Origin of the sequence: Bradyrhizobium sp. (assembly GCF_050014615.1) — a bacterium.
Classification (GTDB): domain Bacteria; phylum Pseudomonadota; class Alphaproteobacteria; order Rhizobiales; family Xanthobacteraceae; genus Bradyrhizobium.
The window spans coordinates 1-20,653 of sequence record NZ_JBEKCZ010000003.1 but is presented as its reverse complement, the minus strand read 5'-3'; the positions used below and the strand labels follow the sequence as shown (position 1 = coordinate 20,653).

The following is a 20,653-nucleotide window of genomic DNA, read 5'->3' as shown; positions in this document are numbered from 1 at the left end:
CGCCGAGTTAAATGGTCGCGACCACCACGGCCAGGTCGAAAGTTAGGAGTAGTTTATGCGATTCACGGAAGAGAACGCCCATGCGGTCGTGATGCACAGGTATGGTGGCCCCGAGGTGCTGACCTATGCCGAAGTGCCCCTGACGACACTCGCACCAGACGAGGTTCGGATCAGGAGCATCGCAGCGGCCGTCAACCATACGGACCTGGAGATACGGGCAGGAAACTGGCCCGTGAGAAAGCCACAACCGTTCCCCTATGTTCCCGGCGTGGAAGTGCTTGGCGAGGTCGAGGAGGTGGGGGAGGCTGTCCACGAGGTTAGCCGGGGTGATCGCGTGATCACCATGATGCAAGGCCTTGGAGGGGTTCATGCCAGACGGCCCGGGGGCTACGCCGAATACGTCACCGTCGCGGCCGCCGCTGTTGCGCCTGTTGCGTCCGGAATCGATCCCTATGAGATGGCGGCGATTGGCTTACCAGGGGTGACAGCCTACGAAGGTCTCCGCAGGATTGGGGAACTTGCGGGCCGACGGATTGTCGTGACAGGGGCGGCCGGCGGCGTTGGATCTGCGGCAACGGCGATTGCTCGCGCTCAAAATGCAACAGTGATCGGCCTCGTTTCTCGACCGGAACAAGTCGACTATGTTCGCTCGCTTGGCGCCCACGAGGTCATAGTCACGTCACAAGCTACGCAGGCGCCATTACTGGATCCGCGAAGCGTCGACGGTGTCCTTGATTCTGTCGGCGGTGACCTGTTCGAACCCTGCGTCGTTGCGTTGCGGCCAGGAGGGACGCTGTCGCTCGTCGGTGCGGTCGGGGGCCGCGATGTGCGATTCAATGCTTACGAATTGATTCATCCAAGAACTCTCACCGGTTATTCGTCGGAAACCCTGGATGGGCAGACTCTACGTGGCGCAATAAGGGCACTCACCGAATGGCTTGTTGATGGTTCGATCAAGCCTCCAATGCACAGGACAATGCCGCTCGCGGAAGTTTCTCAAGCACATGCCTTGATGGAACGGAAAGGACTTTCCGGCCGGCTGCTTCTCATTCCGTAGGTCGCCCGGGCCTCGACGCCCTCAATCTTAGCCCCAACTGCCAATTCTGGTCTGCAATCGCACCACCCATACGGTTGAAGGAAAACGAACAATGACGCGCATGTTGACAACCGAAGATGTGGAAGCAGGGTTGGTCGGAGGCCTGTTTTTGTCGGCCGGCGGCAGTGGAAGGAATGCGGTCGACAAGAATCGCGGATTGGGGCAGATGGCGCTCGACTATGGCGGCGTTCGTCTGGTCGCCCTCGATGAACTCGATCCCGACGCGCTGATCATCACCGCGACCGCGGTTGGCGCACCCGGCTTTGCCAATTGGGCCATCAAGCCGCGCGATTCCATCAATGCGGCAAGGCGCCTTATCGAAAGGCTGGAGCGGCCGCCGGTCGGCGTCATCTGCGGGCACGTCCCCGGCTTCAATGCGTGGCTGGTCGCGGCGGCGCTCGGACTTGATTACATCGATGCGGCATCGAACGGCCGGGGCCATCCGACCGTAAAGATGGGCGGCATGGGTCTGGCTTCGCGGCTCGATCTTTCCATCACGCAGGTCGGCAGCAGCGGCAGCAAATCCGAAAAATCTGAATTCGCGATTGTCGCCGAAGGCGACATCGTCCGCACCTCCAACATGATGCGCCAGGCGGCCGTCATCAACGGCGGCCTGATCTACGCCGCGCGAGGCCCGCTGACGGCTGGATTCATCAAAGAGAATGGAGCCCCGGGCGCCATTACGTTCCAGCTCGAACTCGGCCGGGCGATGTTGGCCGCCACCGGCCCCGACCGCGTCCGCGCCACGGTCGAATTCCTTGGCGGCGAGTTGCTGGTAGAGGGAGAGGTCACGGAAAACACCGTGGTCTATGGCGGGGGGTTCGATCTCGGCCAGATGACCGTGCGGGGAGCCACCGGTGAGGCGGTGCTCGGCGTCTACAACGAATTCATGACCGCCGATTTTGGCGGCAAGCGTGTCGCCACTTTCCCTGACATGATCGGAACGCTCGATCCCCTGACCGGAGAGGTGGTGTCGATTTCGGAATCCAAGCCCGGCAGCCGCGTCGCCGTCATCATCGCGCACCGGTCGAAATTTCCGGTCGGCAAGGGTGCGCTTGATCCCGCGGTATTTCCCGAGGTCGAGAAGGCCATGGGCGTCGACATGCGGTCGTATCTCTAACGAAAGGCCACGCCAATCATGCTGCGTCTCTACGATAGCCGGTTATCCGGCAATGCCTGGAAGGTGCGTATCCTGCTCACGCAGCTTGGTATTCCTTTCGAACGCGTTACGCTTGATCTGGCAAAGGGCGCGGCGAGCGAGCCGGCATTTCGCGCCAAGAGCCGCTTTGCCCGCGTCCCCGTGCTGGAGCTTGAGGATGGCCGCACCATCGTGGAATCAGCGGCTATCATGCTCTATCTGGCGGAAGGCTCATCATTGTTACCTGACGATCGCTATCTTCGAGCGGAAGTCACGAGTTGGCTGACGTTTGAGCAGGCCGACCTGCTGCGTGCGCTGGCGCTGCCGCGGTTTTACCACATGCGCGGCATCGCCAATGAGATGGCGGGTCGCATCGCCGATTTCCAGGAGGGGGCCTACGTCGCGCTGGCCAAGCTGGACAACTGGCTCGCCACGCACGAATGGCTTGTCGACAACCGCTACACGATCGCCGACATCGGCATGTACGGCTATGTGTCGATGGCGTCGCAGGGCGGTTACGACATGACGCGATTTCCATCGATCGCCGCGTGGATCTCGCGGTTTCAGTCCCAACCCGGATGGGTTCCCTTGGTGCAGGAGGCGTAAATGAACATTCCCGTCCGTCGCGGCAAGGAGGTCAAGGCTGAACGCGGCACGACACTGCGCTGCAAGGGTTGGCGCCAGGAGGCGATCCTGCGTTTGCTCGAGAACAATCTCGAAAACGGGGAGGATCCGGAAAATCTCGTGATCTACATGTCGATCGCCCGCGCGGCGCGCGACTGGAACAGTTTTGACCGCATCGTTGCGACGCTGACCACGATGCGCGAAGACCAGACCTTGGTGATGCAGTCGGGTAAACCGATTGGCTTATTCCCGGGCCAGACGACCACGCCGCTGGTAATCATGGCTAACGGCAATATCGTCGGAGAATGGAGCCAGGAGGAGAGCCGGCGCAAGCTCGACGACATGGGGCTTACGATCATGCCCGGCATGACGGCCGCCGCATGGCAGTATATCGGCAGCCAGGGCATCCTGCAGGGCACCTATGAGACGTTTACGGCGATCGGCCGCAAACATTTCGGCGGTACGCTGGCCGGTCGGTTGCTGCTGACATCCGGTTGCGGCGGCATGAGCGGCGCGCAACCGCTTGCCGGAAAACTTGCGGGTGCATCGACGCTGGTAATCGAGGTCGATCAGGCGCGTATCGACCGTCGTATTGCCAGCGGCTATTGCGATGCGACCACTGATGACCTCGATGATGCCATTGCGCAATGGCTTGCCGCGCGAGACGAACGCCGTCCGCTGGCGCTGGCGCTGCGTGCGAACTCGGCCGTCGTGCTGCCCGAACTCGCGAAGCGCGGCATCCTGCCGGACATTGTCACCGATCAGACGTTTCCGGACCCACTCAAAGGCTATGTGCCTGCTGAACTTTCACTGGAGCAAGCGCGCGCGATGCGCCAGAGCGATCCGCAGAAATTAATGGCGCTCGCGCGACAGTCCGTCGCCGTGCATCTCCGCGCCATGCTTGGGTTCATGGATCGCGGCGCGATCGTGTTCGAATATGGCAATAGCCTGCGTGCCGAAGCCAAAGCCGCGGGCGTCGAAGATGCCTTTAGAATGGGTTCTTTCGTGGATCTTTATATCCGGCCGTTGTTTTGCGAGGGCATCGGACCGTTCCGCTGGATCGCCGTGTCAGGCAACCCGCAGGACATTTACACGATCGATGACATGATCCTGGAGATGTTCTCGTCCAACCACCCGATCTCGTCGTGGATCGGCAAAGCACGCGAGCATGTGAAGTTCACGGGATTGCCGGCGCGCATCGGATGGCTCGGCTACGGCGAACGCAGTCGCCTGGCGCTGGCGGTCAACGAGGCCGTCGCCAGTGGCAGGATATCGGCACCGATTGTATTCACCCGCGATCACCTGGATTCCGGTTCGGTGTCGATGCCGCATCGCGAAACCGAAAACATGATGGATGGCTCCGACGCGATCGCGGACTGGCCGATCCTCAACGCGCTACTGAATTGCTCGTCTGGAGCCGACCTGGTCGCCGTTCATGGCCTCGGCGGGCGAGGTGTGAGCGCTGGCGTGACGATTGTCGCTGACGGCAACCCAGCGACCGCCGAGCGCCTTAAACGTGTACTCGACGGCGATCCCGGTATCGGCGTGCTGCGTCACGCAGATGCCGGTTATCCGACAGCGATCGAACAAGCCGAGCGATCGGGTCTTTCGGCAACCATCCCTCTCGGACTGCCTTCTTAAGCCTCTTGTTCGTGATGAGAACGATCATTGCCGGATCAGCGCGGCCGCTGTTGGTAAGATAGCCCTAGCGTGAATGGCCGCGTGTGGCCGCATAGCGGTCGCTCCGGGGAGAGTCGTAGTGGCGTCTAACGCCGAGGTAACTGCACGCGTTCAGCCAGTACAGCGTTGCAGTACTGGATCGAGAAAAACTTGACGAAGACGAATTACGTGAAGTTGTTAAAATTGGTTCAACCAGTTGAAAAGAAAGGAAAATGCTTTAGGTCTATCCGTCCGATGACGTGTCAGCCCCAAATCGGTTGGACGGAATCACGCTCAAGAGTTAAATGAAAACAACATGTTAGACCACCGTTTTTCCGTTGCCCCGATGATGGACTGGACCGACTTAGCAGGAATAGCAGCGTATAATCAATTACTTAAGCATGGTCGTCGTCGGCCATGTCGTATCAAATGCAGTACGGCGCCCGTTGACGAGCGTGTGCCACCTAACGAATGTCGGTTTCGCCGTTTGCCGTTTTTGCTGGTGGTTGCGTAGCGTGCGATCTCAGAGGGCCGGCTTCGTATTTAGGCTGCGTTCGAGACCCGCATTTCAACATGCAAGCCGGCAGCCCCGATCATATTGACCAAGGTATCGAGGCCAAACAATTCGATCTTGCCACGCATGAGATCAGAGATACGCGGCTGGGTAACACCAAGCAGCTTGGCGGCCTGCGATTGGCTTAGTCCTGTCCGGGCGATATGATCCTTCAACGCGATGATCAACGCCGAACGGAGCTTCATGTTCTCAGCCTGCGCAGGTGTATCCTCAATTGCATCCCACACATTGGCGAAGCGTTTCTTGTTCATTGACCTAGCTCCTTCAATAAATCCCTGTAGCGCTGCGCGGCCAGGTACAGATCCGCTTTGCTCGTTTTCTGCGTCTTCTTCTGGAAACAGTGCAGCACAAAGACGGCCTCGTCGAACTTCGCCACATACAACACTCTGAATGCTCCCGCGGCATCTCGAATTCGAATTTCCCGCACCCCTCGGCCAACGGTATTCATGGGCTTCCAGTCGTCCGGCTCGCGCCCGCGCTGGATTTGGTCGAGCTGATGTCCCGCCTCGCGCCGGGCAGCCTCTGGGAATGCGCGCAAATCGTCGAGTGCGCTGCCTCGGAACTCGACAGGCTTGGGATCGATCATTAAGACCGACTATACAAAATTTTGTATGAAATGGCAACTCCTTTCTACTGATGGCGCCTGGCCGGCCAACGGCGATTAGCGATCTGTGAGTTAAGTCGCTACATTCCGGATCGCCGTCGGGAGAATGAACATTGTCGCGCGACGATCTTCAAGATGAACCAAACAGACGCCAGAATTACTGAACTCATGGCCCGGCTCGCGGAGCTGGATCGCGGGCGCGCGGAGATCGTTGCCGAGATCAACAGTCTGCGGTCGGCGCAAAGCGAGGGGACCGCGGCTATCAAGGTGGTGCCTTCGGCAAAAGTCGGGAACCCCATTGACCGGAATTCGACAATCAAACAGAAGATTGCTCTGTTTCGCCGACTTTTCCGCGGCCGCTCAGATGTCTTCCCCATCCGTTGGGAGAATCGTACGACGGGGCGCAGCGGCTACGCACCCGCCTGTGCGAATGAATGGCAGCGTGGGGTTTGTGAAAAACCGAAAATAAAATGTTCGGCATGCCCAAATCAGGCATTCCTGGCCGTCGATGATGCGTCAATCGAACGTCATCTGCGCGGGACCGACGCGAACGGCGCTACGTTTGTGATGGGCGTCTATCCGATGCTTGCCGACAATACCTGTTCGTTCTTGGCCGCAGATTTCGACGAAGGGGATTGGCGAAGAGATGCCTTCGCTTTCAGAGACTCTTGCGAGCTTCATAAAATACCTGTTGCTATTGAACGGTCTAGATCCGGAAATGGGGCTCACGCCTGGATTTTTTTCGACGAGCCGATTCCGGCGGCGTTGGCGCGCCGGCTCGGAGCCTTCCTGATTACAGACACGATGGAACGCGTCCCCGATATCGGGTTCGGATCCTACGATCGGTTTTTTCCCAGTCAGGATTCAATGCCAGGGGGTGGCTTCGGTAATCTGATTGCGTTGCCTCTACAGGGGCTCGCGCGAAGTTCTGGCAACAGCGAGTTCATCGACGAATCTTGTTCGCCGTATCTGGATCAGTGGGCCTTCCTTTCCGCGATTGGACCTATGCCGCGGGTCGAGGTGGAACATCTGGTCGAGGAAGCAAGTGCATCTGGAAAGATTCTCGGCGTGCGTATTCCACTCGTCGACGAGGACGAAGAACCGTGGCTTGCCCCGCCGTCGCGGCGGCAGGCGCCGCCGTCAATCCGGGAGCCATTACCAAGTGCGATCACTGTCGTACAGGCGGACCAGATCTACCTCCCGCGTCTCGCGCTGCCACCCTCGTTGATCGCGCGTCTTATTCGCCTTGCCGCGTTCCAAAATCCCGAATTTTACGCCGCGCAAGCTATGCGTCGATCGACCCACGACAAACCTCGGATCATCTCTTGCGCGGAGCTGACCAGCCATCACGTTGCGCTACCTCGCGGGTGCCGCGACGCAGCGCTAGATCTGCTTGCGTCACTTGGAATTACAGTAACAATCGAAGATTGCCGCTTTTCCGGTGAGGCGATCCCACTTGCCTTTACTGGCTCATTGCGCTCCGATCAGGAAAGCGCGATCACAGCCCTATTGCCGCATGATACCGGCGTGCTCGCCGCAACGACGGCGTTCGGCAAGACGATCCTGGCCATCCGGATGATGGCCGAGCGTGGACGTAATACATTGATCCTTGTTCACCGTCGTCAGTTGATGGATCAATGGATCGAGAGGCTCACGACGTTCTCGACTATGCCGCGTGACGCGATCGGCATGATCGGCGGCGGTCGTCGCAAACCGAAAGGTCTGGTTGACGTCGCCCTGATTCAGAGCCTGGTTCGCAAGGGAGAAGTCGATGATATCGTCGGCAATTATGGGCATCTCGTTGTCGATGAATGCCACCATTTGTCGGCGGTAAGCTTTGAACTCGTCGCGCGCCGCAGCAAAGCTCGCTACATCCTCGGTCTGTCAGCAACGGTTACGCGAAAAGACGGACATCACCCGATCATTGTTATGCAATGTGGTCCCGTTCGCCACCGCGTAGATGCACGAACCGAGGCGGCCAAGCGCCCATTTGATCACGTAGTGCGGATCAGAGATACCAGTTTCCAACTTCAAGCCACATTGGGCACTCCTGCTCCTGCCATTCAGGATGTTCTCAAGGAGTTGGTCGATGATGAAGCGCGCAATGATTTGATATTCGATGACGTCTTGTGTGCTTTGGAGGCGGGCCGCTCACCCGTCGTGATAACCGAGCGTACCGCCCATTTGGAGACCATTGCAAAGCGTCTTGAGCATTTCGCTAGGCATGTAGTCGTATTGCGCGGTGGCCAAAGTGAGAAGCAGCGCCGCGACATCGCCGCGCGGCTCGCGGCAATTCCCCACGCCGAGGAACGTGTCATCGTCGCGACCGGACGTTACCTCGGCGAGGGTTTCGATGATTCCCGCCTCGATACCCTTTTTCTTACCATGCCAATTGCTTGGAAAGGCACCCTCGCTCAGTATGCCGGCCGGTTACATCGCCTCAACGACGCCAAGCGCGAGGTGATCATTTATGACTATGCCGACATGAGGGTGCCGGTCCTCGCCCGCATGGCCGCGAAACGCCGCCTTGGCTATCAAGCAATCGGCTATAAGGTATTGGGTACGCGCGATTTGTTTTCCGGTCGGGCGATAACACCCTGGCGTAGTTGGGCAATAGCCAAAACACTCTGGCGGGGCGCGGCACAGCAAAGGCATTTTGGTGCTGCCCGCAGTGCCGGGCAAGGTCGAAATAAATCAAAATAATCCCGTGATGGGATGGAGCCTTTGAAAAGAAAGGAAAATGCTTTAGCTCTGGCACATTAGATTGTCCGCCGGATCAAGATCGATTGGATCGCAAAGCTGATAAATTATAGTGAAAACAACATGTTAGACATAAGTTTTGCCATTGCACCCATGATGGACTGGACCGACCGGCATTGCCGCGTCTTCCATCGCCTGATGACGCGGCGGGCGCGGCTTTACACGGAGATGCTGACGACCGGCGCCATTCTTCACGGCGATCGCCGGCGGCTGCTTGGTTTCGATGCAAGCGAGCATCCGGTGGCGCTCCAGCTTGGCGGCTCGGATCCGCGTGATCTCGCGGCGGCTGCGAAAATCGGCGAGGATGTCGGCTACGACGAAGTCAATCTGAATGTCGGCTGCCCGTCGGATCGGGTCAAGGACGGCCGCTTTGGCGCCTGCCTGATGGCGGAGCCGGCGCTTGTCGCCAGATGTATCGATGCCATGAAGCGCGCCGTGCAGATTCCGGTCACCGTCAAGTGCCGGATCGGCATCGACGATCAGGATCCGGAAACGGCGCTGGATGCGCTGGCGCGGGGCGTCATCGCCGCCGGTGCGGATACGCTGATCGTTCATGCCCGCAAAGCCTGGCTCAATGGATTGTCGCCCAAGGAAAACCGCGACATCCCGCCGCTCGACTACGACAGGGTCTATCGCCTGAAGGCCACTTTGCCCGGCGTGCCCGTCGTCATCAATGGCGGTATCGCGGGCGTCGCTGAAGCCAAGCAGCATCTGGCTTACGTCGATGGCGCGATGCTCGGGCGCGCGGCCTATCAGGAACCATGGCGCTTGCTGCGCGTCGATCCCGACCTGTTCGGCGAGGCGGCGCCGCACGCGACCATGAAAGACGTACTGGAAGCGATGATGCCTTATATCGAAAGCGAGCTCGCGCAGGGCACGCGGCTGCATTCGATCACGCGGCATTTCGTTGGCGCGTTTCATGGCGTGCCCGGTGCGCGCGCCTTCCGCCGCCACCTCGCCGAGAACGGCGTCAGGCCAGGTGCCGGCGTCGATGTGTTGCGCGATGCGATCGCGCGGGTCGAGGACCCTGTCGCGGCGTCGATCGCGGCGTGACCGGATAATTTTCAGGGATAGCCGCGCAGCATCAGCCGGTCGGCGCGGACTTCCCAGCTTTCCATCCGGTCCAGGAAGCTCATGCCGAGCAGATTGGTTTTCATCTGTCCGTGCGGCACCACTAGTGCCGGCACGGACCGCTCGACCAGTTTGCCGACGGCGAGGCGGTCGAGCGTCAGCCGCGCCGCCTTGGTGTGCCCGCCGGCGGTCTCGACATCGACGTCGTATTCGAGCAGTTCCAGCGGCAGGCCGGCAGCCTTGGCGGTTTCATAGGTCAGCACCACCGCAGTCGCACCGGTGTCGATCACCATCGGGGCGTTGACGCCGTTGATTTTGGCCTGCAGCGCGAACTCACCGCCCTGACCGCGCGAGATTTGCACGGCGCGCACCGGCGCCGCCGCCCGCCGGCGCAGCAATTCCGAGACGGTGTCGCTGGCCCGCGCAATCCGGGTCGGATCGCCATAGGCGACCACGGCGCCGGCGGTCGCCAGCAGTACCAGCACGACTAGCAGGATGCGGCTCACAGCGGGCCTCGCGTGCAAATGTTGGTCAATCGGGTATCGGTCAATCGGGCTTGGGGCCGGCCGCGGGCGCGGGCTGAACCAGTCCGGCCTCGGCCATCCGCGCCGGCAGTTGCGCCATCACCGTCTGCCGCTCCGGGCTTTCCATCCGGTGCCAGCGCGCGATCTCCGGCAGCGTGCGGCCACAGCCGAAACAGAGGCTGGTTCTGGGATCGATCATGCAGACTGCGATACACGGCGTTTCTGTGCTCATCGTCGGAGTGTGAAATGGTTTGGCGCGCTTGCGCAAGGTCTCGGTTACAATCCGGTCCCCGCGCTCATGATTGGCTTGTGGCGAGGCCGCTGCTTGTCGTCGGTTGGCGCGGCACTTGCGGTTTCCGGTTGCAGCGGCGGCGCTTCCTCGGCCATGGGCGCCAGCGCTGACATCACGCGCTCCGGCGGGAAGGTAACGATCACTTCGGTACCGATGCGAAGCTTCGACTTCAGCGTGAATGTGCCGCCATGCATGTCGATCAGGCTTTTTGCGATCGGAAGCCCGAGGCCGGCGCCTTGCTCGGCGGATTTGATCGAGTTGGAGCCCTGACCGAACGAGGCCAGCACGATCGGAATTTCGTTCTCGGCAATGCCGGAGCCGGTATCCTTGACGCTCAGATATTGTCCGCCGGACGCGGTCCATCCCACCTTCAACCAGATCTCTCCGCTTTGCGGGGTGAACTTGATCGAGTTCGACAACAGATTATGGTGATGCCGCGGCTGGAGGCGCGCAGCTTCAGCAAATGATGGCAGTCGGCGACCACATGCACCAGCGACACGGCTTCTTCGTTGAGTTCATACCTGCCGGCCTCGATCCGGGACAGGTCGAGAATTTCATTGATGAGATTGAGCAGATGGACGCCCGAATTGTGAATATCGGCGGAATATTCCTTGTAGACCGGTACGGCGTGAGCGCCGAAGATTTCGCTTTTCATCACTTCGGAAAATCCGAGGATGGCGTTGAGCGGCGTGCGCAGTTCGTGACTCATTTGTGCCAGAAACCGCGACTTCGCGACATTGGCGGATTCCGCGCGATGCCGGGCCTCGTCGGAAATCGATTTCGCCTGCTCGAGCTCGCCAATCAGCGCATCCTTTTCGGCGCGCGCCTCGAGCGTCGCCAGCGTCGTCGAATGCAGGCGATGGGCGAGCAATGCAAAATAGCCTTCGGCGGCCAGCGCCAGCACCGCCAGCACATAATTGTCGAACGTGCCGCTCAGCACAAAGCTCGCGGCAATCCCCGACGCCACCGGAGCGGTGGCCGCAAGGGCTGCGATCGGCAGGCTGGCCGCGAGCATGGTCGATACCGCGATCACCAGCAGCACCAGGAACATCATCAGCGTGTTCGAGATGATATCGAGGCTGGCGGGGTGGATCAGGATCGTCATCCAGCACAGGCCGTAAAGCAGGTCGAGCAGGATAAATCGCCTTCGCCATTTGCGCGTCGCGGTCAGCGAGGCCGGTTCGGCGAGGAACCTGGAGCAGTTGCGGATGATGACGGCGTGAATGCAGAGCATGCCGCAGGTCCACGCCGCGGCCGACACCGGCTGCCGCCAGAAGCCGAACAATAGCCCGGTTGCCACCACCAGCAGCATGATGACGTAGGACGCCGACAAGCGCGTTTGGGCATATTGCCGGACCAGTTCGCGATCGAAAGCCGGGCGGGTTCCGCTGGTCGACGTTAACCGATCGCGGGCCTCGCGCACCCGTTGCGCGGCGGCGCGGCGGTTGCCGGCCGGCACTGCGACCGGTGGGTCAGCCGGAAGCTGCACAACCTCGGGCTTTTCGGCGGATTTACTCATCAAACAACACAAATCCCGCCCGCCGACAGGGCGAGCTTTTGCATCGTCTATCTGTGGCGCTAAATCCTTAAGAGCTGACTTAAAGGGCTAAAGAATCACGTTAATGATTAGTTAAATTAACCTCTGGCGGGCTCGCTTCGAGCGCGCTCAGGTTATGGGACGGAAGTACCCGGGCGAATGCTTCGTATTCCGCCTCATCAACCGGCGAAGGGTGGAAGGTTCCGCATATCCCACCTGTCGGGCTATTTCCTCGACGGACAGACGCGTGGTCTCCAGCAGATATCGCGCTGTCTCAACTCTGATCCGCTGAACGAACTGAATAGGTGAGACACCGCAGGTCGCGGCGATCCGGCGGGCAAACGTGCGCGGAGCCAGGGCGACGGCCTCGGCGAGCTCCTCCATCGCAAAGTCACGGGCGATATTGTCGCGCACCCATTTTTCAGCTTTGGCGATCTTGGGGTGCTGGCCGGCTAAATGGCTTATTGCCATAAAAGGCGCCTGAGAACGTCGCTCGTCCAGCAGAAGGTAGTTGGCGCAGGCCTTGGCCAGTCGCGGCCCGGCAAACCGGTCCACGATCGCGAGCATCAGATCCATCTGTGCCATCGCGGCGCCACCGGTTGCGATCGGCCAATCAGCCACCACCATCCGGTCGGTCAAGTCGACCTGCGGATAGCGGCGACGAAACAGCGGCGCGAGCCACCATGTCGTGGTCGCCCGCCGACCGTCCAGCAATTTCGCTTCCGCCAGCAAGAATGTGCTCGCGCATGATGCGGCGAGCGCGGCGCCGGACTCGAACGCTTCAACCAGCATCTCGCCCGCACGCCGGCAGGCGGGGCTCTTCAATTTCCGGTCCAGTTCGTCCGCCGACCAGGTTCCGAGACCGGGGACGATGGCGAGTTCAGTGCCGCGCAACTGCGCGCGGTTCCGGCGCGGACCGCAGCGCACCGTAGTGACGTTGAACGGCAAAGCGCGCTTCGCCGCTGCGCTGATGCGGTTGGCGGTCGCGATCACGTCGTAGGTGATGGCTGCGCTGGATGCCATGCAGCCCTCGATCTCGACAACCGTAACCCTGATCATGTCAAAAAATGCCTGATAAATGTCATTTTTGACAATAGACCGATCGACGGAAACCGCAATGATTGGCGCATGAAAGCGCCGACGCGGAACCGACACCTCGAGGAGATACGCTGATGCCGAAGCGGTCCATGAAGCAGGACGATCCGCTTGAGGATTTCAAGCGCCGCGAAATTTCGCTCGACGGCGTCACCAAGGCGGTGCATGTCGCCGGCGCGGGACCTGCTGTTATCGTGATGACCGAGATGCCGGGCATCAGCCCGCACGTCGCGCGTTTCGCCCGCTGGGTTCGGGATGCCGGATTCACCGTCTACATGCCGTCGCTGTTCGGCCGCGACGGTGCGGTTCCGGGCGCGGAGGAGGGCGCTGCCGTCTTTCAGCGAGCCTGTGTGAGCGCCGAGTTCCGCGCCCTGGCCGCAAATGAATCCAGCCCGGTGACGAAGTGGCTCCGTTCGCTGGCGAGATTTGCGCACCAAGAGTGCGGTGGTCCGGGTGTCGGCGCCATCGGAATGTGCTTCACGGGAAATTTTGCGCTGACGATGATGCTGGAACGGTCGGTGCTGGCGCCGGTGCTCTCGCAACCCTCACTGCCGCTGAACAATCCGGCCGGCATCGAAATGGCTGCTGACGAGATCAAGGCAGTCCGCGAGCGGCTCGAGCGGGACGACCTGACCGTGATGGCCTATCGCTTCGAGGGCGACAGGTTCTGCATGGCTCAGCGCTTCGCGGCCTATGCGCAAGCGCTTGGCGAGCGTTTCATCGGCCGGGTACTTCCAGACAGTGCGGCCAATACCGACACGGCACCGTTCTTTTCGCGCCACGTGAACTGCCCGCACAGTGTTGTGACCGCCCATCTGATCGACGAGGCGGGCCAACCGACCGTCGCCGCGCGCGACGAGATCCTTTCCTTCTTCGTCAGGCGTCTCACTCCTCCCAGCTAGCCCCGGCAGAGGCGTAGGCCACGCACCAGCACACGGGGCGAGCCGTCCGGCTCGCCTCGTTGTCAGCGATGGCCCTCGAAAGCGTCAGCGTTGCAGCCGCGCCAGCAGGCTGGAGGTGTCCCAGCGCTTGCCGCCCATCTTCTCGACTTCCGCATAGAATGCATCGACCAGTGCGGTGACCGGCAGGCTGGCGCCGTTGCGGCGGGATTCGGCCAGACAAATCGACAGATCCTTGCGCATCCATTCGACCGCGAAGCCGAAATCATATTTGCCGTCGTTCATGGTCTTGTAGCGGTTCTCCATCTGCCAGGACTGGGCGGCGCCCTTCGAGATGGTGTCGATCACGGCGGCGACGTCGAGCCCTGATTTCTTGGCGAAATGAATGCCTTCCGAAAGGCCCTGGACCAGACCCGCGATGCAGATCTGGTTGACCATTTTGGTCAGCTGGCCCGAGCCCGCCGCGCCGAGCCGCTTGCACATTCTTGCATAGGCGGCGATCACGGGCTCGGCACCGGCATAAGCTTCCTCGCTGCCGCCGCACATCACGGTCAGGGCCCCGTTTTCCGCACCGGCCTGGCCGCCGGATACCGGCGCGTCGATGAATTTGAAGTCCAGTTTGGTGGCGGCGGCGTCGAGTTCACGCGCGACCTCGGCTGAGGCGGTGGTGTGGTCGACGAAGGTCGCGCCTTTCTTCATGCCGGCGAACGCGCCATCAGCGCCGATCGTGATCGCCCGCAAATCGTGGTCGTTGCCGACGCAGGCCATCACGAAATCCTGGCCTTCGGCGGCGGCCTTCGGCGTGGCGGCGGTCTTGCCGCCGAATTTCTCAGCCCATGCCTTGGCTTTGGCCGGCGTCCGGTTGAATACCGTCACCTCGTGGCCGCCTTTGGCCACCAGATGTCCTGCCATGGGGAAACCCATCACGCCGAGACCGAGAAAAGCGACTTTAGCCATGTGTACAACCCTGGGGTTTCGCCGGCGCATGGAATCGGCCGGACCGTATGGTGGAGGAGGGCGGTGGGCTGGTTCGGTGCTCGAGACCGGCTCCGCTTTGAATCCGGCGCACAATAACCCCTGCGCCATGAAGGGCAACGCCCGCGTTTGGCGGGCGGGCATGGTTTTATGCTAGGATGGGGGCACCGATATCCCGAATTCAAACACAAAAAAGGGAGTGACCCTATGAGCGTTGGCGTGCTCGATCATTTCAATATCCGGACCCGCAAGCTCACCGAAACCGTGCGGTTCTACGAGGAGATTTTGGGGCTGAAAAACGGCGACCGGCCGAACTTCGCCTTTCCCGGGGCATGGATGTACAGCGAAGGCAAGCCGGTGGTCCATCTGGTCGATATTTCGCCGACCGACGAGCATCAGAAGCCGGATTCCGGCGTTGTCCACCATGTCGCCTTCGCCAGCCGCGACTTTGCCGGCATGAAGCAGCGGCTGCAGTCCAAGGGGATGGCATTCGACTCGCGGCAGGTTCCCGGCGGCGATCTCTGGCAGATCTTCGTCAATGACCCCAATGGCGTCATGATCGAATTGAATTATGAGGCCGCCAAGGAGCAAAGCGGGGGCTCGGCGCCCTCCGAGCGCGCGGATGATGTCGGCAGGAGGTAGTCTTTAGGTAGCCTTTGGGTGGCCTTTTGACCGGGATCGCTCTATGGGTCGCATTCGCTTTTTCGTCATGGCCGGGCTCGTCCCGGCCATCCACGCCTTTCTTGCTTGAGTGAAGCTAAGACGTGGATGCCCGGCACAAGGCCGGGCATGACGAGCTCAGTTAGAAAGCCCAATTCTGTTGGATGCTTTTTCAGTCAGGCTCTCAGGAGATGCGCCGTGAGCGTTACGCAGCAACAGGTTATCGATGCATTGGCCAAGGTGGCGACGCCGCGCGGCGTCGCCTTGACCAATGCCGGCGTGCTCTCGGCCATCACCGCCAATGACGGCAAGGTGTTTTTCTCGATCAATGTCGAGGCCACCGAGGCCCGCGCCTGGGAAACTGTGCGGGCCGCGGCCGAAGCGGCCGTGCGCGCCATTCCCGGCGTCACCATGGCCATGATCGCGCTGACCGCCGAACGCAAGGCGGGTCCCGCTGCGCCGCCGCCGGCGCCGCATCGTCACAGCCACGGGGTACAGAACGTCTCGGCGCACCGGCCGCCGCAAAGTCCGGCATCGCCGATGTCGAAGCAGTCGGAAATCCCCGGCATTGCCGCCGTCATCGCGGTCGCTTCCGGCAAGGGCGGTGTCGGAAAGTCGACCACCGCGCTCAATCTGGCGCTCGGCCTGCGCGATCTCGGTCTGCGCGTCGGCCTGCTCGACGCCGACATCTACGGACCCTCGGTGCCGCGGCTGACCGGCATTCGCGAGAAGCCGCAGCTCAACGACGACAAGAAGATGATTCCGATCCAGCGTTTCGGTCTCGCGATCATGTCGATCGGTTTTTTGGTCGAGGAGGAAACCGCGATGATCTGGCGCGGGCCGATGGTGATGTCGGCCATCACCCAGATGCTGCGGGACGTGGCGTGGGGCACGCTCGACGTCCTCGTGGTCGATATGCCCCCCGGCACCGGCGATGCGCAGCTGACGCTGGCGCAGAATGTGCCGCTCAAGGGAGCCATCATAGTTTCGACGCCGCAGGATCTTTCCCTGATCGATGCGCGGCGCGGGCTCGCGATGTTCAAGAAGGTCAACGTGCCGGTACTCGGCATCATCGAGAATATGAGTTATTTCCAGTGCCCGCATTGCGGCACACAATCGGACATTTTCGGCCACGGCGGCGCGCGGCATGAGGCCGAGCGCCTTGCGGTGCCGTTTTTGGGCGAAATTCCGCTGCACATGTCGATCCGTGCCACGTCCGATTCCGGGACGCCCGTGGTCGAAAGCGAGCCGAATGGGCCGCACGCGGCGATTTACCGGGCGATCGGTGCCAAGGTCCGCGATCAGCTGCAGGGCGCCATCGCCGCAGCCTGAACCGGCCTTCCGGTCATATGCGACTTTCGTTTAATCGGCGCCGTCATGCCTTGGTCGCGTTTTCGTAGGCGTTACTTCCGTGTTAAAGCCGCCCGGCAGAGCGTGTTCGGGCAGCGTGGAAATCGTTCGCCGAGAGAAATGCTCCAGGAAATATGGGAAACACGCCCAACAAGGAGATGCCTTAATGAAGCGTCGTGATTTTTTGAAAGTTTCAGCAGCCGGTGCCGCACTCGGCACCGTGGCCTCGCCGGCCATTGCCCAATCCTCGCCCGAGATCAAGTGGCGCATGACTTCCAGTTTCCCGAAGTCGCTCGACACGCTGTTCGGTGCTTCGCTGGAGTTTTCCAAATACGTCGCCGAAATGACCGACAACAAGTTTCAGATCCAGGTGTTTTCCGCCGGCGAAATCGTTCCGGGCCTGCAGGCGCTTGATGCGACCTCCAACGGCACCATCGAGATGAGCCACACCGTCTCGTATTATTACGTCGGCAAGGATCCGACATTCGCGATCTATTCCTCGGTGCCGTTCGGCCTTAATGCGCGCATGCAGAATTCCTGGTGGTATCAGGGCGGCGGCATGGAGCTCGGCAACGAGTTCTTCAAGAAATTCGGTTTGATCGGTTTCCCCTGCGGCAATACCGGCACCCAGATGGGCGGCTGGTTCCGCAAGGAGATCAAGACCGTCGCCGATCTCTCCGGACTGAAGTTTCGCATCGGCGGAATTGCCGGGCAGGTGCTGCAAAAGGTCGGCGTGGTGCCGCAGCAGCTCGCCGGCGGCGACATCTACCCCGCGCTTGAAAAGGGAACCATCGACGCGGCCGAATGGGTCGGACCGTATGACGACGAGAAGCTCGGTTTTCAGAAGGTCGCCAAATATTATTATTATCCCGGCTTCTGGGAAGGCGGCCCGACCGTGCATGCGTTCTGCAATCTCGAGAAGTGGAATTCGCTGCCGAAGAGCTATCAGGCCATCGTCAGCAACGCGTGCGCAAACGCGAATACCTGGATGGCGGCGCGTTATGACATGCAGAATCCGACGGCGTTGAAACGTCTGGTCGCCGGCGGCACGCAGCTGCGTCCCTTCACCAATGAAGTGCTGGAAGCGTGCCTGAAGGCGAGCAATGAATTGTGGGCAGAGATTTCCGCGAAGAACGCCGACTTCAAGAAATCCATCGACGCGATGCAGGCCTATCGCTCCGATCAGTATCTGTGGTGGCAGGTCGCCGAATACACCTTCGACAGCTTCATGATCCGCTCGCGCACCCGCGGCTGATCGTCGCTGAAGTGCAAAATCGCAAGCCCGGCCTCATGAGGCCGGGCTTTTTGCGTTGCGATACCCCAGTTCATCATGGAAATCCCGAACTGGATGTTCCATGCTGGGCGAAAGCCTCGACACGAAGGCTGACTGACACCATCACAGGGGGAAAGCTCAATGAAGCGTCGAGACTTTATCAAGGTCACCGGAATAGGCGTCGCGGGCGCCACTGCCATGGCCGCGCCGGCGATTGCGCAATCGATGCCGGAGATCAAATGGCGCATGACCACCAGCTGGCCGAAATCGCTCGATACGCTGCACGGCGGCGCCGTCGAGATGGCCAGGATGGTCGGCGAAGCCACCGACAACAAATTCCAGATCCAGACCTTTGCCGCCGGCGAAATCGTGCCGGGCTTGCAGGTGCTCGACGCCGTGCAAAACGGCACCGTCGAACTCGGGCATACCGCGTCCTACTATTACTTCGGCAAGGATCCGACGTTTACCTTTGGTTCGTCGGTTCCGTTCGGACCCAACATGCGTCTCAACCAGGCCTGGTACATGCTTGGCGGCGGCAAGGAGGTCCTCAACGAGTTTTACAAGAGCTACAACGTCACCTCCCTGCTTGCGGGCAACACCGGCTGTCAGATGGGGGGCTTCTTCCGCAAGGAGATCAATACCGTCGACGATCTGCAGGGACTGAAATTCCGCATCGGTGGCTTTGCCGGACGCGTGATGCAGAAGCTCGGCTGCGTGCCGCAGCAGCTGGCCGGTGGCGACATCTATCCCGCGCTGGAAAAAGGCACGATCGATGCCGCCGAATGGGTCGGGCCGTATGACGACGAGAAGCTCGGCCTCTACAAGGTCGCGCCTCACTACTATTATCCCGGCTGGTGGGAGGGTGGGCCGATGCTGCTGGCCATGGTCAACCTGGACAAGTGGAATACGCTGCCGAAATATTATCAGAGCGTGCTCGAGCAGGCCGGTCATTATGCCAACAACTGGATGATGGCCAAATACGACGCCGTGAATCCGGCGGCGCTGCGCAAACTGCTTGCCGGCGGCACCAAGCTGCACGCGTTCTCGCCGCAGATCATGGAAGCGAGCTTCAAGGCCGCCAAGGAATTGCATGCCGAGGTCGCCGCGACCAACGCCAATTTCAAGAAGGTGTATGACTCGATGACCGCCTTCTCGAACAACGGCTATCAGTGGTTCCAGGTCGCCGAGGTCGGTTACGACAGCTTCATGGCCCGGCACTCGCAGAGCTGATCACCCCCGGGTCATTCGGTTCAGTCCAACAAACACAAAACTCCCGGAGCGAAGCTTCGGGAGTTTTGCTGTCGGCAATACGGACGCTATGGCTTGGCCGGAGGCCCGAAGTCGAGCGGCGGCAGCTCGACCTGCGGAACGTCGATCTTGATCGAGTTCAGATCGACGTTGACAGGCTTGTCGAGCAAACCGGTCACCGTGATCGGGAACGCGATCACGAGGACGACCATGATCGCCTGCAATCCCACCCATGGCAGCGCGCCCCAATAGATGTCGGAGCTCTTGACTTCCTTCGGCGCGACGCCGCGCAGATAGAACAGGGCAAATCCGAACGGCGGATGCATGAACGACGTCTGCATGTTGACGCACAGCATGACCCCGAACCAGATCAGCGCGGCATCGGGACCCACGACCGGCGTCAGGATTTTCTGCGCGATCGGCGCGATCATCGGCAGGATGATGAAGGCGATCTCGAAGAAATCGAGAAAGAACGCCAGGAAAAAGATGAACAGGTTGATGAAGATCAGGAATCCCCAGACGCCGCCGGGCAGGGAGGTCAAGAGATGCTCCAGCCACACCCCGCCGGAGACGCCGAGGAACACCACCGAAAAACAGGTCGAGCCGATCAGGATGAACACCACCATCGTGGTGATGCGCATGGTGGTCTCGTAACCCTGCTTGATCAGGTCGCGCAGTTCGGGAATCCGCACCGCCTCGAGGCAGATCCAGACCACGGCGAGATAGGTGATGGCGAACGCCAGTTTGAAAATGAGTCCTTCGGTCGCGAAGATTCCGATCATGGTGCCGATTCCGCCGGCGATCACGCCTGCGATCAGGACCTTGCGGCCGGTGGTGCTGAAATCCTTGCTGTGGATCGCCGCCAGCACGATGGCGCCGACCGCGCCCATGGCGCCGGCCTCGGTCGGCGTCGCCAGACCCATCATCATGGTGCCGAGCACGACGAAGATCAGCACCGCCGAGGGGATAATGCCCTTCAGGCATTTGCGCCACAGCGGCCAGCCGGTCAGCGTCAATTCGGTCTTCGGCACCGGCGGCAGATAGTCGGGCTTGAAAATGCCGAGCACGAACGTGTAGCCGGCGAACAGCATGATCTGGAAAATCGAGGGGCCCCAGGCGCCCAGATACATGTCGCCGACGGATTTGCCGAGCTGGTCGGCCAGCACGATCAGCACCAGCGACGGCGGTACCAATTGGGTGATGGTGCCGGACGCCGCCAGCACGCCGGTGATGTAGCGCATGTTGTAGCCATAGCGGATCATCACCGGCATCGA

18 protein-coding genes and 1 pseudogene are annotated in these 20,653 nt (G+C 60.8%); 11 read left to right on the top strand and 8 right to left on the bottom strand.

The window, feature by feature from the left end; translation table 11 throughout:
* Positions 1 to 55: 55 nt before the first annotated feature.
* The 4 genes from ABR948_RS00905 to ABR948_RS00890 all read left to right on the top strand — a co-directional run bounded on the left by ABR948_RS00905 (position 56) and on the right by ABR948_RS00890 (position 4,499).
* Positions 56 to 1,057, top strand: a complete 1,002-nt coding sequence (locus ABR948_RS00905) for a quinone oxidoreductase family protein (RefSeq protein WP_428113329.1) — start codon at positions 56 to 58, stop codon at positions 1,055 to 1,057.
* A gap of 91 nt (positions 1,058 to 1,148) precedes the next feature.
* Positions 1,149 to 2,216 carry an S-methyl thiohydantoin desulfurase gene (locus ABR948_RS00900; protein ID WP_428113327.1) on the top strand — a complete coding sequence of 356 codons (1,068 nt, stop codon included), beginning with the start codon at positions 1,149 to 1,151 and terminating at the stop codon, positions 2,214 to 2,216.
* Between the two features lie 18 nt (positions 2,217 to 2,234).
* Positions 2,235 to 2,840 carry a glutathione S-transferase family protein gene (locus ABR948_RS00895; protein ID WP_428113325.1) on the top strand — a complete coding sequence of 202 codons (606 nt, stop codon included), beginning with the start codon at positions 2,235 to 2,237 and terminating at the stop codon, positions 2,838 to 2,840.
* The gene (locus tag ABR948_RS00890; RefSeq protein ID WP_428113323.1) at positions 2,841 to 4,499 is read left to right on the top strand and encodes an S-methyl thiourocanate hydratase; all 1,659 of its coding nucleotides are present in this window, start codon (positions 2,841 to 2,843) and stop codon (positions 4,497 to 4,499) included.
* Between the two features lie 561 nt (positions 4,500 to 5,060).
* Here ABR948_RS00890 and ABR948_RS00885 read toward each other — a convergent pair.
* A complete protein-coding gene (locus ABR948_RS00885; protein WP_428113322.1) occupies positions 5,061 to 5,342 on the bottom strand; it encodes a helix-turn-helix domain-containing protein in 282 nt (93 codons plus the stop codon).
* The gene (locus tag ABR948_RS00880; protein WP_428113320.1) at positions 5,339 to 5,677 is read right to left on the bottom strand and encodes a type II toxin-antitoxin system RelE/ParE family toxin; all 339 of its coding nucleotides are present in this window, start codon (positions 5,675 to 5,677) and stop codon (positions 5,339 to 5,341) included. Before ABR948_RS00880 ends, ABR948_RS00885 begins: the two co-directional genes overlap by 4 nt.
* Positions 5,678 to 5,830: 153 nt before the next feature.
* Between ABR948_RS00880 and ABR948_RS00875 the strand changes: the two genes are divergently transcribed.
* Positions 5,831 to 8,398, top strand: a complete 2,568-nt coding sequence (locus ABR948_RS00875) for a TOTE conflict system archaeo-eukaryotic primase domain-containing protein (RefSeq protein ID WP_428113319.1) — start codon at positions 5,831 to 5,833, stop codon at positions 8,396 to 8,398.
* A gap of 120 nt (positions 8,399 to 8,518) precedes the next feature.
* Entirely contained in the window at positions 8,519 to 9,508 is a 990-nt protein-coding gene (gene dusA / locus ABR948_RS00870; protein ID WP_428113318.1) for a tRNA dihydrouridine(20/20a) synthase DusA, read from the top strand.
* A gap of 11 nt (positions 9,509 to 9,519) precedes the next feature.
* Here dusA and ABR948_RS00865 read toward each other — a convergent pair whose 3' ends face one another.
* From ABR948_RS00865 to ABR948_RS00850, 4 genes and pseudogenes are all read right to left on the bottom strand, one after another.
* Positions 9,520 to 10,032, bottom strand: coding sequence for a TIGR02281 family clan AA aspartic protease (locus ABR948_RS00865; protein ID WP_428113317.1), 513 nt, complete (start codon positions 10,030 to 10,032; stop codon positions 9,520 to 9,522).
* A gap of 40 nt (positions 10,033 to 10,072) precedes the next feature.
* Positions 10,073 to 10,282, bottom strand: coding sequence for a DUF1289 domain-containing protein (locus ABR948_RS00860; RefSeq protein ID WP_428113315.1), 210 nt, complete (start codon positions 10,280 to 10,282; stop codon positions 10,073 to 10,075).
* A 44-nt stretch (positions 10,283 to 10,326) separates the two neighbouring features.
* Positions 10,327 to 11,861: pseudogene (locus tag ABR948_RS00855) on the bottom strand (sensor histidine kinase).
* A 147-nt stretch (positions 11,862 to 12,008) separates the two neighbouring features.
* On the bottom strand, positions 12,009 to 13,034 hold the full coding sequence (locus ABR948_RS00850) for a GlxA family transcriptional regulator (RefSeq protein ID WP_428113313.1): 1,026 nt from the start codon (positions 13,032 to 13,034) through the stop codon (positions 12,009 to 12,011).
* A 17-nt stretch (positions 13,035 to 13,051) separates the two neighbouring features.
* On the opposite strand from ABR948_RS00850, the gene ABR948_RS00845 reads away from it, so the two are divergent.
* Positions 13,052 to 13,876, top strand: coding sequence for a dienelactone hydrolase family protein (locus tag ABR948_RS00845; RefSeq protein WP_428113311.1), 825 nt, complete (start codon positions 13,052 to 13,054; stop codon positions 13,874 to 13,876).
* 84 nt (positions 13,877 to 13,960) lie between these two features.
* On the opposite strand, the gene ABR948_RS00840 is transcribed toward ABR948_RS00845, so the two are convergent.
* Positions 13,961 to 14,830: an NAD(P)-dependent oxidoreductase gene (locus ABR948_RS00840; RefSeq protein WP_428113309.1), complete on the bottom strand. Its 870-nt coding sequence runs from the start codon at positions 14,828 to 14,830 to the stop codon at positions 13,961 to 13,963.
* Positions 14,831 to 15,055: 225 nt separating this feature from the next.
* On the opposite strand from ABR948_RS00840, the gene ABR948_RS00835 reads away from it, so the two are divergent.
* The 4 genes from ABR948_RS00835 to ABR948_RS00820 all read left to right on the top strand — a co-directional run bounded on the left by ABR948_RS00835 (position 15,056) and on the right by ABR948_RS00820 (position 19,361).
* Positions 15,056 to 15,490, top strand: coding sequence for a VOC family protein (locus tag ABR948_RS00835; protein WP_428113307.1), 435 nt, complete (start codon positions 15,056 to 15,058; stop codon positions 15,488 to 15,490).
* Between the two features lie 216 nt (positions 15,491 to 15,706).
* Positions 15,707 to 16,840, top strand: a complete 1,134-nt coding sequence (locus ABR948_RS00830) for an Mrp/NBP35 family ATP-binding protein (RefSeq protein ID WP_428113305.1) — start codon at positions 15,707 to 15,709, stop codon at positions 16,838 to 16,840.
* 184 nt (positions 16,841 to 17,024) lie between these two features.
* Entirely contained in the window at positions 17,025 to 18,113 is a 1,089-nt protein-coding gene (locus ABR948_RS00825; protein WP_428113303.1) for a TRAP transporter substrate-binding protein, read from the top strand.
* Positions 18,114 to 18,272: 159 nt separating this feature from the next.
* Positions 18,273 to 19,361, top strand: coding sequence for a TRAP transporter substrate-binding protein (locus ABR948_RS00820; protein WP_428113301.1), 1,089 nt, complete (start codon positions 18,273 to 18,275; stop codon positions 19,359 to 19,361).
* Between the two features lie 86 nt (positions 19,362 to 19,447).
* On the opposite strand, the gene ABR948_RS00815 is transcribed toward ABR948_RS00820, so the two are convergent.
* The coding region (locus tag ABR948_RS00815; protein WP_428113299.1) for a TRAP transporter large permease at positions 19,448 to 20,653 on the bottom strand (1,206 nt) is incomplete at its 5' end.

Excerpts from the sequence above, each read along its gene's own strand:
- ABR948_RS00880 (WP_428113320.1), bottom strand. The coding sequence starts at position 5,677 with ATGATCGATCCCAAGCCTGTCGAGTTCCGAGGCAGCGCACTCGACGAT.
- dusA (WP_428113318.1), top strand. The coding sequence starts at position 8,519 with ATGTTAGACATAAGTTTTGCCATTGCACCCATGATGGACTGGACCGAC.
- ABR948_RS00905 (WP_428113329.1), top strand. The coding sequence starts at position 56 with ATGCGATTCACGGAAGAGAACGCCCATGCGGTCGTGATGCACAGGTAT.
- ABR948_RS00875 (WP_428113319.1), top strand. The coding sequence starts at position 5,831 with ATGAACCAAACAGACGCCAGAATTACTGAACTCATGGCCCGGCTCGCG.
- ABR948_RS00900 (WP_428113327.1), top strand. The coding sequence starts at position 1,149 with ATGACGCGCATGTTGACAACCGAAGATGTGGAAGCAGGGTTGGTCGGA.
- ABR948_RS00885 (WP_428113322.1), bottom strand. The coding sequence starts at position 5,342 with ATGAACAAGAAACGCTTCGCCAATGTGTGGGATGCAATTGAGGATACA.
- ABR948_RS00895 (WP_428113325.1), top strand. The coding sequence starts at position 2,235 with ATGCTGCGTCTCTACGATAGCCGGTTATCCGGCAATGCCTGGAAGGTG.
- ABR948_RS00825 (WP_428113303.1), top strand. The coding sequence starts at position 17,025 with ATGAAGCGTCGTGATTTTTTGAAAGTTTCAGCAGCCGGTGCCGCACTC.
- ABR948_RS00820 (WP_428113301.1), top strand. The coding sequence starts at position 18,273 with ATGAAGCGTCGAGACTTTATCAAGGTCACCGGAATAGGCGTCGCGGGC.
- ABR948_RS00845 (WP_428113311.1), top strand. The coding sequence starts at position 13,052 with ATGCCGAAGCGGTCCATGAAGCAGGACGATCCGCTTGAGGATTTCAAG.
- ABR948_RS00840 (WP_428113309.1), bottom strand. The coding sequence starts at position 14,830 with ATGGCTAAAGTCGCTTTTCTCGGTCTCGGCGTGATGGGTTTCCCCATG.
- ABR948_RS00835 (WP_428113307.1), top strand. The coding sequence starts at position 15,056 with ATGAGCGTTGGCGTGCTCGATCATTTCAATATCCGGACCCGCAAGCTC.
- ABR948_RS00890 (WP_428113323.1), top strand. The coding sequence starts at position 2,841 with ATGAACATTCCCGTCCGTCGCGGCAAGGAGGTCAAGGCTGAACGCGGC.
- ABR948_RS00860 (WP_428113315.1), bottom strand. The coding sequence starts at position 10,282 with ATGAGCACAGAAACGCCGTGTATCGCAGTCTGCATGATCGATCCCAGA.